Raw genomic sequence first — 12,774 nt, forward strand, 5'->3', positions numbered from 1 at the left:
TTAGACATCCTGCCCCCCATTGACAGGCTTTTGAGGAGAAATCTCTTGCACGGCGCGGATTAAACTACAGTTAACACTCGATCGACCTCAGAAGTGTCGCCGTGAGAGTACGCTTGCAGCAGAAGTTGCTTTAAATCTTCAATCAGCGGATAGCGGGGGTTCGCTCCGGTACACTGATCGTCAAAAGCGCGATCGGCCATTTCCTCAACCCGAGCAAAAAAGAAATCATCGCTCATTCCCTGACAGGCGATCGCCTCCTGAATCGTGGTAGGAATATCTACCTGACGTTTCAGATCTTCCACCGCTGCGATCAACTTCTCTACTTTCTCCTCTTCTGTATCGCCGCCCAAATTCAGATAGTCCGCAATTCGAGCATAACGCCACTTGCTGTTAGGATACTTGTTTTGAGAAAAAATCGCTTGTTTGAAAGGAACATCCGTTGCATTGTAGCGAATTACATGGGAAATCATCAGCGCATTCGCTAAACCGTGAGGGACGTGGCAAGTTGCACCTAATTGGTGAGCAATTGAGTGACAAACCCCCAGAAAAGCGTTGGCAAATGCCATCCCGGCGATCGTAGCAGCATAATGTACTTTCTCCCGCGCTTTCGGATCGCTAGCACCATTTTTGTAAGCGCTGGGCAAGTATTTAAACAGCAAACGAATCGCTTCTAAAGCCAAACCATTTGTATACTCCGAAGCCAACACAGAAACATAAGCTTCTAAAGCGTGGGTTAGCGCATCAATGCCGCCGTAAGCAGTCAGTTTCCGGGGCATATTCAGCGTAAGTTCTGGATCGACGATCGCCATATTCGGAGTTAGAGCATAATCAGCCAGCGGATACTTAATCCCCGATCGTTCATCCGTAACAACCGCAAAAGGCGTGACTTCCGAACCCGTTCCCGAAGTAGTTGGAATTGCCACCATAATTGCCTTCGATCCCAAAGGCGGCAGTTCGTATACCCGCTTGCGAATATCCATAAACCGCATCGCCAATCCTTCAAACTCAATTTCTGGATGCTCGTACATCAGCCACATTACTTTAGCAGCATCCATCGGCGAGCCGCCACCAAAAGCAATAATCACATCTGGATGGAAACTATTGCAGATTTCTAAACCTTTGCGAACAGTAGCAAGCGAAGGATCTGGTTCCACATCGTAAAATGTGTAGTGATCGATGCCGATTTCTTCCAAACTATCTGTGACTTCCTTAATCAATCCCAATTCAAACAATGGTTTATCCGTCACGATCAAAGCACGTTTCTTACCTGCAAGATCCCTCAAAGCTACAGGAAGACAACCCGACTTAAAATAAATCTTGGGAGGAATGCGGAACCACAGCATATTCTCGCGGCGTTCTGCTAAGGTTTTGATATTGAGCAGGTGATGGGGTGTCACGTTAACAGAAATGGAATTATCGCCCCAGCTACCGCAACCGAGGGTAAGGGAGGGATCGAGGCGGAAATTGTACAAATCGCCGATCGCACCTTGAGAAGAAGGCGTATTAATCAGCACCCGCGAAGTCTCTACTTTGCTTTCAAAATAACGAATGTGGTTCTGATTGTGCGGAGCCGTGTAGAGTACAGAAGTATGTCCGTGTCCGCCAAAAATTATCAGCGCTTCAGCTTTGTCTACTGCTTCAGTAAAATCTTTGGCGCGGTACATCGCGAGAATCGGCGAAAGTTTTTCGCAAGCAAAGGGTTCTTCTTTACCTACCCCATCCACTTCTCCAATCAAAACTCTGATGTTTGACGGCACTACAAAACCCGCAATCTCCGCCACTTTTTGCACCGATTGTCCGACAAGTTCAGCATTCAATCGACCATCAATTAAGATTACCTGACGCACTTTTTCCCGTTCTTGTGCATTGAGGAAATAAGCACCGCGCTTGATAAATTCCAGTTGCACTGCATCGTACACCTCATCCACAACAACTACCGATTGTTCCGAAGCACAAATCGTGCCGTTGTCGAAAGTTTTGCTGAGCAAAATTGAGCTGACAGCCATTTGGATGTGGGCGGTTTCATCGATGATGGCGGGAGTATTTCCTGCGCCGACACCGAGGGACGGATGCCCTGAAGAGTAGGCAGCTTTTACCATTCCCGGCCCGCCAGTTGCCAAAATTAGTTTGATATCGTGGTGCTGCATCAAAGCTTGGGAAAGTGGCACAGTTGGCTCGTCAATCCACCCAATAATATCCGGTGGTGCTCCTGCTGCTACAGCAGCATCGAGGATGATTTTTGCCGCCGCAGCCGTGCAGGATTTGGCGCGGGGATGGGGCGAAAATATAATGCCATTTCTCGTCTTGAGCACGATTAAAGATTTAAAGATGGTGGTGGAAGTCGGGTTAGTTACAGGCACGATTCCCGCCAGCACTCCCACGGGTTCGGCAATGCGTTCGTAGCCAAAATGCCGATCGGACTCGATGATACCGCAAGTCTTGTCGTTTTTGTATTTGTTGTAAATCATTTCCGAGGCAAAATGATTTTTGATTGCTTTATCTTCGATGACTCCCATTCCCGATTCTTTGACTGCTGCTTTGGCTAAGGGAATGCGGGCGGCATTAGCGGCTAAAGCTGCTTGCTTGAATATGCGATCGACTTGTTCTTGAGTGTAGGTGGCAAACTCAGCTTGGGCTGCTTTTACTTTTTGAATTAGGGCTTCTAATTCATCTAAATTGGTAACTTTCATGTTATTTTGCCTGATGTTTATTTCGGAAAAATTATTGCCTCAATCTTTGATTGGTATGGAACCAGCAAATCGACGCAGATAATTTCAAGATGGTGGGTGACTTGTGTACGCGGTCTTTTAATTATTATATACCGCTAGCTCCGATCGCATTTACCCCGCGACTGCGAAAAATATCAACAGTTTGTTGCACGAGTTCCGGTGAAGCTGGATGTGTATCCTTGAGTTCGTAATCCAGTTTTAATTGTTCCCATTTGTATTCTCCCATTTTAGGAAATGGTAATACTTCTACTTTTTCCACATTGTTCAGAGGGGCAATAAAATCCGCTAATTTTTCTACGTTTTCGATGTGATCGGTGAGGTGAGGAACTAGAACGAATCGAAGCCACGTCGGTTTGCCAATTTCGCTGAGGTATTTGGCCATTGCTAAAGTAGGCTCGATGGAAACGTTGGTGACTTTGTAATACAGATCGGGAATGTAGGATTTGATGTCCAATAAAACCAGATCGGTCATTTCCAGCACCGGTTTAGCAACTTCTAAAACACAGAATCCTGATGTGTCTAGAGCTGTATGCAAACCCATTTGATGACAGCGGATAAAGATTTCTCTGACAAAATCCGGCTGCATCAACGGTTCGCCGCCGCTGACTGTAACGCCTCCTTTCCGCAGGTAGGATTTACATTTTGTAATTTGATCGATTAAATAATCGACGGTTACTTCTTTACCATCGTGGGAATTGCGACAGTGAGCTTGCCTTCTCAACTTCACTGGAATCAGCAAATTCTAGGAAGCTGTTCACCGCTCAACATTTCCAGGAGGCGATCGACTCCAATTTTGCTGTTGAGAATGACAGATTTAGCGGGTTGCTCTCTCACCTCACCGATCGCACAAGCTGTTTTTGCGTCTCCTCTCTTTTCCTGATCGGCTTCCATAATCCCCCGTGCTCGTTCTGCATCGGAAGAGGGGACAAATGCGATGAATCGTCCTTCATTTGCAATATATAGCGGGTCGAGTCCCAAGAGTTCACAGGCTCCGCGAACATCCTCACGCACGGGAATTTTTTGTTCGTCAATGTTTATCGCTACATTTGCTGCTGATGCGATTTCATTCAGTGCACTGGCTAGCCCACCTCGCGTTAAATCCCGTAAGCAGTGAATTTCGATGTTTGCACTCAGAAGTTCACCCACTAAATCTGCTAGAGGAGCTGAATCACTTTCAATGGTTGTTTCAAACTCCAATCCTTCACGCATTGCCATAATGGCAATTCCATGTCTGCCAATATCTCCACTCAGAAGAATGATATCCCCAGGTTGAACTGAGGTGGGATTAATTGTCTGGTTGTGTTCGAGAATGCCAACACCTGCGGTGTTGATAAAAATACCGTCTCCTTTTCCGCGATCGACCACTTTAGTGTCACCAGTCACAATCTTGACATTGGCGGAATCAGCAGCTTGTTTGATAGATTGGACAACGCGCCATAGCGTTTCCATCGGCAGTCCTTCTTCTAGAATGAAGCCCAAGCTGAGATAGAGTGGGCGTGCGCCTGCCATTGCTAGATCGTTGACTGTGCCATGAACGGCTAGCGAACCAATATCACCACCGGGAAAGAATAGAGGACGCACGACATAGGAATCAGTGGTGAAGGCGATGCGATTACTAGAGAGCGACAAGACAGCGGCATCATGTTGAACATCGTTTGGTGAGCCGAAAATCGGCAGAAACATCTGCTCAATTAACTGATGCATCAATCGCCCACCGCCCCCGTGTGCGAGGAGTATGGTTGGGTACTGCTGAATAGGAATCGGACAGGATAGGGTAAAGTGAAATGGCATTGAAATAAGCTTCTGGGAGGAGGTAAAAGGCAGAGGGCAGGAGGCAGAGGGCAGAAGGAAGGAGAAGTAACAAGAAGGCGGTAGTATGTAAATACTTCAAAGTTTTTCCTTCAACCTTATGAGCTACAGAGAACAATTTATTTGGCAAAGAAGTGTCGATTTAGCGGTTAAATCTTACGAATTAACGCAACATTTTCCAAAATCAGAGCTTTATGGTTTAACCAGCCAAGTCAGACGTTCCGCCGTTTCTGTTGCTTCCAATATTGCTGAAGGTTATGGCAGACGTACTAAAAATGAATACCTTCAATTTCTTCATATATCTTTAGGTTCTTTAAGAGAACTAGATACACAGTTAATAATCGCTCAAAGGGTAAAGTTAGCTGATAATAAGTTATTCACTCCTCTCATAAATGAAGTAGAAGAAATGCAGAAAATCATGGTGGCAACTGTCAATAAACTTAAAACGTGAAAAAGACAGAGGGCAGGAGGCTCCAAGGGAAAAGATTGGCTGGTAAAGGTTTTATCATTTATCGCGAGTCCTAATCGCCTTGGCGACTGCTAGACCTTATCTTCTTCTTTCTTTCCTTCTGCCCTCTGCCATCTGCCCTCTGCCTTACCTGATGGTTACTGGCGATCGCTGCCGATAGCGGTAGTAGGCAGCACAGGCTCCTTCTGAAGAAACCATCGGTGCCCCTAAGGGATGTTCGGGAGTACAGCGAGTGCCAAATGCTGGACAATCATGAGGTTTACGGATGCCTTGAAGGATGAGTCCGCTGATGCATTCGGAGGAAATGGGGAGATGGGGAGATGGCGAGATAGGGAGGAGTCCTTTGTTGTGAACATCGAAGGCGGCATAGTGTTCGCGCAGTCCTAACCCGCTTTGAGAAATCTCACCCAAGCCACGCCAGCAGCGAGGGACAACTTCAAACACTTCCTCCATGAGATGCTGTGCTGCTTCATTGCCCTGTCTGCGAACCGATCGCGCATACTGATTTTCAACTTCTGCTGTGCCTTCTTCCAGTTGTTTGATGCACAAGTATATTCCTTGCAAAATGTCAATAGGTTCAAATCCTGTGACTACAATTGGAACGCGATACTTGGGCGCGATCGCTTCATACTCTCGATACCCCATTACCGTACAAACGTGCCCTGCTGCCAGAAAGCCCTGCACCTGGCACGTTGGAGAGGATAAAATCGCTTCCATTGCTGGAGGAACAAGCACATGAGACACCAGCAGTGAAAAGTTGGTCACGCCCTGTTGGTACGCTTGGTATACTACCATTGCGGTTGCTGGGGCGGTTGTTTCAAACCCAACTGCAAAAAATACAACTTGCTTCTGAGGATTGTTTTGGGCGATTTTCAGCGCATCCAATGGAGAATAAACCATGCGGACATCGCCACCCGATGCTTTTACTGTGAGTAAATCGGAGGGAGTAGAAGCGGCATCGCTAATCGCCGATCCCGGTACGCGCAGCATATCTCCAAAGGAGCAAAAGATAACGTTCGGTAGGGCAGCTAGTGCGATCGCTTCATCAATAATCTCAGCCGATGTGACGCATACGGGACACCCCGGGCCATGAATTAAGGTGATTGTTTTGGGTAAAAGAGTATCAATGCCAAATTTAACAATTGAGTGAGTTTGTCCTCCACAGATTTCCATGATGCTCCAGGGACGGGTGGCGATGGAGGCGATCGCGTCAGCATACTGCTGAGCCAGTTGGGCATCTCGATATTCGTCAACAAATTTCATCCGTTCTCATCCTGCTCAACCTAGTGTATCCATTCAGGTGCAAAAGCATTAAAGCGACAACCGCTCTAGACACCTTCTTCGCCAACAGCAGCATCCTCAATTCGTTCTGGCTCCTTACAGTTTCTCCTTTCGCGTTAATCTGATGGGCAAAGTTGCTTTTGTGTAGCTTGAATTGCATCAAGCAAGCTGGAAAACTATTGGAACCAAGTCTGATACCATTGCTGCATCTGCTCGATTTCAGTACTTTGATTTTGGATGATGGATTTCGCCAGATTGCGAATTTCAGGATGCTTACTATCTAGAACCATTCCAGCCATCATCACCGCCATTTTGTGATGGGGAATCATCTGCTCAATAAATGCTTTGTCAAAGTTAGGAGCATTTTTTAGAGATTCTAAATCCGCCCTCATCATGCCCCCACCCGAACACATGGACATCATTCCCCTTCCTGATGAAGCAGGTACCTCAGTGCCATACCACTGTTTATACCAAGCTTTCATCTGCTCGATTTCTCGGTTTTGGTTTGTTTTAATAGCTTCAGCTAGCTTTTTAATTTCCTGATGCTTAGCTTTGCTTAAGGCAAGGTTTGCCATATCCACTGCTCCTTGATGGTGAGGAATCATCATCAGGATAAAATGCTGCTCGGCTTGTTGTTGAGACATCATGCCCATACCGGAAGGAGTAGCAGTTGAACACCCTTGGGGATGGTGTAAAGGGTGTTTTAAACCTGGCGGGTTTTGTTGTGTCTGGGCAAGAGTATTTTGTTGTGAAAATTGAGTCTGAGCTTGTGTACTGTTAATGACTAAAAAACTTGCAAAGGCACTACTGAATAATAAACCACCAAGACCATAAATCAAAGATTTTTTATTCATTTTTCTACCTCGTTGCTATTTTTCAAAGTGATACCGGATGACTATGAGGTCACTGGTTGTTGAGGGGTGTAAGTTTGAATCGCTTTCATGTATTGCACTCGCTCAAATTCGCTCGGATTCGGGCAGTAACGCTGGCTCATAGTACCGTAGAGTTCACTGATAGAAGCGTAATCATGTTCTTGCATCCACTGCCGTAGTTCCTGTTCAATCTCCTGGAGATGGTTAATCCCATGCCGCAGCAGAGCACTCACAATCATTGTCACTTTTGCTCCTGCCATTAGCATTCGCACCACATCAACCCCTTTCTGAATGCCGCTAGTTGCCGCTAAATCAGCAGCAATGCGCCCATACAAGATGGCAATCCACCGCATCGGCAAACGCATCGCTTGAGGAGTGCTCAGAAGAACGTTGGGTTTGACTTCCAGTTCTTCCACATCAATGTCCGGCTGGTAAAAGCGATTGAATAACACCAGCGCATCTGCTCCTTCCCTCGTCAACTGATGCGCCATATTCGCTAAATTGGTGAAATAAGGGCTGAGTTTTACGGCTACCGGAATTGTCACAACCGCTTTCACTGCCTTGAGAATATCCAAGTATTGCCGCTCGATCGCTTCACCTGTTAGATGAATTTCGGTAGGAATGTAGTAGATGTTGAGTTCTAGTGCATCTGCTCCAGCTTGCTCAATTTGACGGGCGTAGTTTGTCCAACCTCCTAGAGTCGAGCCGTTGAGACTGGCAATGATGGGAATATTCACTCTCTCTTTGGCTTTGCGAATATGCTCTAGATAAAGCTCAGAACCAACGTGAAAAATTTCGGGTTCAGGAAAGTAGGTCAGTGATTCAGGATAGCTTTCGGTACCCTGTTGCAGATGGTGGTGCATTGTGAACATTTCCTGCTCAATTTGCTCCTCGAAGAGGGAGTGCAGGACGACGGCAGCAGCTCCAGCATCTTCCATTCGTTTGATATTATCGATATCTTCGGTTAGAGGAGCGGCTGCACCAACCACCAGGGGCGATCGCAATTCCAATCCCATATAAGTTGTGGTTAAATTCATGATTTCTCCTTCTTACGATGCCTGAGAACAATACCCAATTTCAGGGCGCACGGTTGTGCGCCCCTACAATAGTGTTTACTGGTTTGCAGGTTCGGACTTTTTGTCACTGTTGGAAGGAACAGAGTTTCCGTTGGGATGTCCGTTGGGTTGGCCCAGGTGCTGTGCAGCCAGATACTGATACATTTGCCAACGAGTATTGACATCCGCTTGAGCGAGTTCTACTAACCGTTTCGCATCTTCTGGTTTAGTGCGAGTTAGCATCAGGAAGCGGTTTTCGCTGTACATCGCCTGCTCAACCGATATCTTGGGCGATCGCGAATCCAAAATCAGCGGATTTTCACCCCGTTGGGTCCGACGCGGATCGTAACGGTAGAGCAACCACCGCCCCGATTCGACTGCCGCTTTTTGCTGCTGCATTCCCGTTGCCATATCAATGCCGTGAGCAATGCAGTGCGAGTAGGCAATGATTAACGAAGGCCCATTGTAAGATTCCGCTTCCAGGAACGCTTTGAGCGTGTGTTCATCCCGCGCTCCCATCGCGACACTGGCAACATAGACATTGCCATACGTCATTGCCATGAGTCCTAAATCTTTCTTGGGTGCAGGCTTACCTCCGGCGGCAAACTTCGCAACCGCACCTCTGGGTGTGGCTTTGGACATCTGTCCACCTGTATTGGAATACACTTCTGTATCCAGCACCAGAATGTTGACATTGCGACCACTAGCAATGACGTGATCGAGTCCACCATAGCCGATGTCATAGGCCCAACCGTCACCACCAATCAGCCAGACGCTCTTTTTGACTAGGTAATCGGCGAGGGATTTTAGAGTTTGAATTTTAGATTTTAGATTTTGCTCTCCCTCTAACTGATTGCACCATTCCTCTAAGCGTTGCTTGAGGATAGCTACCCGTTCGCGTTGCTCGACGATATCGGCTTCGTCCTTTTGTTCTGCATTGAGAATGGCGGATGCTAAGTCAACCGGAATTGGGGAACTGCCATTCATACTGCTCGATAGCTCTTGCAGGAGTTCTCTGGCATATTCCATTTGCTTGTCGATGGCAACTCGGAAGCCCAAGCCAAATTCTGCATTATCTTCAAATAGCGAGTTTGACCATGCCGGCCCGCGACCTTCGGCATTGTGCGTCCAAGGGGTTGTCGGTAAGTTACCACCATAGATAGATGAGCATCCGGTCGCATTCGCCACTAACATCCGATCGCCAAACAGTTGCGATACCAGTTTGACGTAGGGCGTTTCACCACAACCCGCACAGGCACCGGAGAACTCAAACAACGGTTCCTGCATCTGCTGCTGAGCAATCTTGTGCAATTTCAGTTGGGTGCGATCGGGGTTCGGTAAGTTGAGGAAGAAGTCCCAGTTTTCCCGTTCCTGTTCTCGCAAGGGTAACTGGGGAGCCATGTTAATTGCTTTCTTCCTGGGTTCGGCTCTGTTCTTTGCCGGACAAACATCGACACAAATCCCGCAACCCGTGCAGTCTTCAGCCGCCACCTGGATCGTAAATTTCAGATTCGTCCAGTCATGGTCTTTGGCATTCGCACTCTTAAACGTTTCCGGTGCATTGGCGAGTGCTTCGGGTTCATACACTTTGGAGCGGATCACGGCATGGGGACACATCATGACGCATTTGCCGCACTGCACGCACACATCTGCATCCCACACTGGAATTTCCTGGGCAATGTTGCGCTTCTCCCATTTCGAGGTACCGCTGGGATAAGTGCCATCAATCGGCAACGCACTCACTGGAAGATCGTCTCCCTGCCGTGCCATCATCTTGCCGAGTACGTCTCGAACAAAGGCTGGGGCAGTATCGGGAACTGGGGAGGGCGCTTCTCCTACCTGATTGGAAATAGCGGATTGTTGATAACTCTGATAATCCACTTCGTATAGATTATCCAGGGTGCGATCGACCGCTTTCAAGTTCATTTCCACAATCGCCTCACCCTTCTTGCCGTAAGTCTTGCGGATCGATTGCTTGATACGCTCGATCGCTTCTTCACGGGGCAACACGCCTGCAATGGCAAAGAAACAAACCTGCATCACGGTGTTGATGTGCCTGCTCATGCCCGTCTCGCGTGCCACCTGAGAAGCGTTAATGACGTAGAACTTCAACTGCTTCTCAACAATTTGCGCCTTCAGACGCTCTGGTAACCGCATCCAGGTTTCTTCTGGATTGTAGGGACTGTTGAGCAAAAAGATAGCTTCCGGTTTTGCAGCATCCAGCAGATCGAATTTCTCGACAAATTCCCATTGGTGGCAAGCGACAAAATTCGCACTGCTAACGAGGTAAGTTGAACGAATTAGTTCTGGACCAAAACGCAAATGGGAAACCGTAACAGAACCAGATTTCTTGGAATCATAGACGAAGTAACCCTGAGCATAATTGTCTGTTTCTTCGCCAATGATTTTGATCGAGTTCTTATTTGCGCCCACTGTCCCATCGGCACCCAAACCATAGAAAATGGCTCGTACTACGTTATCGGGTTCAGTGGAGAAGCTGGGATCGTAGTTTAATGATGTATGGGTGACATCATCGTAAATGCCAACAGTGAAATGATTTAGTGGCTGTTGAAGGGAAGGCAGAGGATCGGAGGCAGAAGGCAGAAGGTTCTGCTCCGAAGGGGATTCAGACCCCTCCTCCTTATCAGTCGAAAGATTGCGCGTGCCTTTGGCATCCGGATAAATCCCTTCTGCCCTCTGCCCTCTGCCCTCTGCCTTTCTTTGGCCAGCCGTCAGATTATCAAAGACAGCCTTCACCATTGCAGGGGTGAATTCTTTAGACGATAGACCGTAACGACCTCCGACTACCTGAATATCCTGACGGTTGCTTTCAACTAGCGCACTCAGGACATCAAGATATAATGGTTCACCCGTGCTGCCTGGTTCTTTGGCGCGATCGAGTACGGCGATCGCTTTCACACTTTCGGGCAGTGCAGCAACCAATCGACTACCATCAAATGGTCTGTACAAGCGAACTTTCAGTACACCTACTTTTGCACCGCGAGCACTCAGGTAATCCACCGTTTCATGCACGGTTTCGCAGCCCGAACCCATCAATACAATGACTTGTTCCGCTGCTGGATCGCCGTAGTATTCGTAGAGTTGATACTGTCTCCCTGTTAGTTGTGCGAATTCATCCATCGCCTGCTGTACGATAGCGGGACAGGCGTTGTAGAATCGGTTGACCGTTTCCCGCGCTTGGAAATAAACGTCCGGATTTTGAGCTGTACCGCGAATCACTGGGCGATCGGGTGTCAAGGCGCGATCGCGGTGCGCCAAAATCAGTTCATTCGGAATGAAAGCGCGTAACTCGTCATCCGATAGCAGTTCTACTTTTTGAATTTCGTGGGACGTGCGGAAACCATCGAAGAAGTGGAGGAATGGAATACGAGATTCCAGTGTGGCACGAGTGGCGATCGCCGCTAAATCTTGTGCCTCTTGCACCGAGGCTGAACAAAGCAACGCGCAACCCGTTCCTCGGACTGCCATTACATCACTGTGATCGCCAAAAATCGAAAGTCCCTGTGCCGCTAGCGATCGCGCTGCAATGTGAATCACCGCAGACGTTAGTTCACCCGCAATCTTGTATAAATTGGGAATCATCAGCAGCAAGCCTTGGGAAGCCGTAAACGTTGTGGTTAACGTTCCCGCCTGCAATGCTCCATGAACCGTTCCGGCTGCGCCTGCCTCACTTTGCATTTCCACAACCGAGGGAACAGTTCCCCACACGTTAGGCTGTTCGGCAGATGACCAGGCATCCGCCCATTCCCCCATCGTTGAAGCCGGTGTAATAGGATAAATTGCGATAACTTCACTGAGTCGGTAGGCAACGCGAGCAACAGCTTCGTTACCGTCTATCGTGACAAAAGTTTTTAATAGCATTGTCTACTCCTCTTTTTGGGATTACAGACGTTCAGTTTGTTCGTTCTTGGCAAGCTGACATCTTGCACCTATATCGATAAACTTCGCTCGTGTAGGGTGAGCAATGTACGAATAATCCATTGGTCTGCTGGATGTGCGTACAGAGGTGCGGCGGCTATCCCCAATAGCCTACCTGTGGCAGAGTGCTGAATGTATTGTTGGAAACCTAAGAAAGTTTGGTCTAAGTATTTGATAACCATGTTCTTTACTTTTTTAAATGTGAAATTTTATCTTATACTAATAAGTTATCACACTTACAAAGTATACTCTTTTGATTAACACTAAAATTTACTTTTCTTAACTGTATGTGATCGACAAATAATCTCTTCATAAAAAGTCAACAAAACAACAATCTTGTTGTTTTATTGGAATTATATTAACTGGCGATGGTTAAACTTGAAACTGATTCAAATAAGTTAAAGTTTGTTCTGCTTCTTCAGAGTCAACAATACTGAGCGCAAAACCCACATGCACGATGACGTAATCCCCAAGTTTTACCTCTGGCACATAGGCGAGGCTAACTTCTTTGATAATGCCGCCAAAGCTGACTTTACCTGTGCGCCAGAGCGAGGAGTTACCATCGCGCTCTGAATTTTCCTCGATACTGATAACTTTACCCGGTACAGCAAGACACATTT

10 protein-coding genes are annotated in these 12,774 nt (G+C 47.4%); 1 reads left to right on the top strand and 9 read right to left on the bottom strand.

The genetic code is table 11. The features are described 5' to 3' along the window. Positions 1-59: 59 nt before the first annotated feature. The 3 genes from adhE to hypE form a co-directional block, all read right to left on the bottom strand. Positions 60-2,690: a bifunctional acetaldehyde-CoA/alcohol dehydrogenase gene (gene adhE / locus QUA80_RS10435; RefSeq protein WP_333423855.1), complete on the bottom strand. Its 2,631-nt coding sequence runs from the start codon at positions 2,688-2,690 to the stop codon at positions 60-62. Between the two features lie 124 nt (positions 2,691-2,814). Continuing rightward, entirely contained in the window at positions 2,815-3,468 is a 654-nt protein-coding gene (locus QUA80_RS10440; protein ID WP_333423857.1) for a radical SAM protein, read from the bottom strand. Continuing rightward, the gene (gene hypE, locus QUA80_RS10445; protein ID WP_333423859.1) at positions 3,462-4,520 is read right to left on the bottom strand and encodes a hydrogenase expression/formation protein HypE; all 1,059 of its coding nucleotides are present in this window, start codon (positions 4,518-4,520) and stop codon (positions 3,462-3,464) included. Before hypE ends, QUA80_RS10440 begins: the two co-directional genes overlap by 7 nt. 118 nt (positions 4,521-4,638) lie before the next feature. Here hypE and QUA80_RS10450 point away from each other — a divergent pair, with 118 nt between their 5' ends. Next, on the top strand, positions 4,639-4,989 hold the full coding sequence (locus QUA80_RS10450; protein WP_333423861.1) for a four helix bundle protein: 351 nt from the start codon (positions 4,639-4,641) through the stop codon (positions 4,987-4,989). A gap of 144 nt (positions 4,990-5,133) precedes the next feature. Here QUA80_RS10450 and hypD read toward each other — a convergent pair whose 3' ends face one another. The 6 genes from hypD to QUA80_RS10480 form a co-directional block, all read right to left on the bottom strand. Beyond that, positions 5,134-6,270, bottom strand: coding sequence for a hydrogenase formation protein HypD (hypD, locus tag QUA80_RS10455; RefSeq protein WP_333423863.1), 1,137 nt, complete (start codon positions 6,268-6,270; stop codon positions 5,134-5,136). Between the two features lie 194 nt (positions 6,271-6,464). Beyond that, positions 6,465-7,142, bottom strand: coding sequence for a DUF305 domain-containing protein (locus QUA80_RS10460; RefSeq protein WP_333423865.1), 678 nt, complete (start codon positions 7,140-7,142; stop codon positions 6,465-6,467). Between the two features lie 41 nt (positions 7,143-7,183). Further along, complete coding sequence (locus tag QUA80_RS10465; protein WP_333423867.1) at positions 7,184-8,197, bottom strand: dihydroorotate dehydrogenase-like protein; 1,014 nt, start codon at positions 8,195-8,197, stop codon at positions 7,184-7,186. 75 nt (positions 8,198-8,272) lie between these two features. Beyond that, positions 8,273-12,097: a pyruvate:ferredoxin (flavodoxin) oxidoreductase gene (gene nifJ, locus QUA80_RS10470; protein ID WP_333423869.1), complete on the bottom strand. Its 3,825-nt coding sequence runs from the start codon at positions 12,095-12,097 to the stop codon at positions 8,273-8,275. Between the two features lie 68 nt (positions 12,098-12,165). After that, complete coding sequence (locus QUA80_RS10475) at positions 12,166-12,336, bottom strand: hypothetical protein (protein ID WP_333423871.1); 171 nt, start codon at positions 12,334-12,336, stop codon at positions 12,166-12,168. Positions 12,337-12,526: 190 nt separating this feature from the next. Then, positions 12,527-12,772 carry a HypC/HybG/HupF family hydrogenase formation chaperone gene (locus tag QUA80_RS10480; protein ID WP_333423913.1) on the bottom strand — a complete coding sequence of 82 codons (246 nt, stop codon included), beginning with the start codon at positions 12,770-12,772 and terminating at the stop codon, positions 12,527-12,529. Between the last annotated feature and the right edge of the window lie 2 nt (positions 12,773-12,774).

Source organism: Microcoleus sp. F4-D5 (assembly GCF_036704885.1).
Lineage (GTDB): Bacteria > Cyanobacteriota > Cyanobacteriia > Cyanobacteriales > Microcoleaceae > Microcoleus.

What these genes read in the sequence shown, in the direction of transcription:
- adhE (WP_333423855.1), bottom strand. Translation starts at nt 2,690, where the DNA reads ATGAAAGTTACCAATTTAGATGAATTAGAAGCCCTAATTCAAAAAGTA.
- hypE (WP_333423859.1), bottom strand. Translation starts at nt 4,520, where the DNA reads ATGCCATTTCACTTTACCCTATCCTGTCCGATTCCTATTCAGCAGTAC.
- QUA80_RS10450 (WP_333423861.1), top strand. Translation starts at nt 4,639, where the DNA reads ATGAGCTACAGAGAACAATTTATTTGGCAAAGAAGTGTCGATTTAGCG.
- hypD (WP_333423863.1), bottom strand. Translation starts at nt 6,270, where the DNA reads ATGAAATTTGTTGACGAATATCGAGATGCCCAACTGGCTCAGCAGTAT.
- QUA80_RS10460 (WP_333423865.1), bottom strand. Translation starts at nt 7,142, where the DNA reads ATGAATAAAAAATCTTTGATTTATGGTCTTGGTGGTTTATTATTCAGT.
- QUA80_RS10465 (WP_333423867.1), bottom strand. Translation starts at nt 8,197, where the DNA reads ATGAATTTAACCACAACTTATATGGGATTGGAATTGCGATCGCCCCTG.
- nifJ (WP_333423869.1), bottom strand. Translation starts at nt 12,097, where the DNA reads ATGCTATTAAAAACTTTTGTCACGATAGACGGTAACGAAGCTGTTGCT.
- QUA80_RS10475 (WP_333423871.1), bottom strand. Translation starts at nt 12,336, where the DNA reads ATGGTTATCAAATACTTAGACCAAACTTTCTTAGGTTTCCAACAATAC.
- QUA80_RS10480 (WP_333423913.1), bottom strand. Translation starts at nt 12,772, where the DNA reads ATGTGTCTTGCTGTACCGGGTAAAGTTATCAGTATCGAGGAAAATTCA.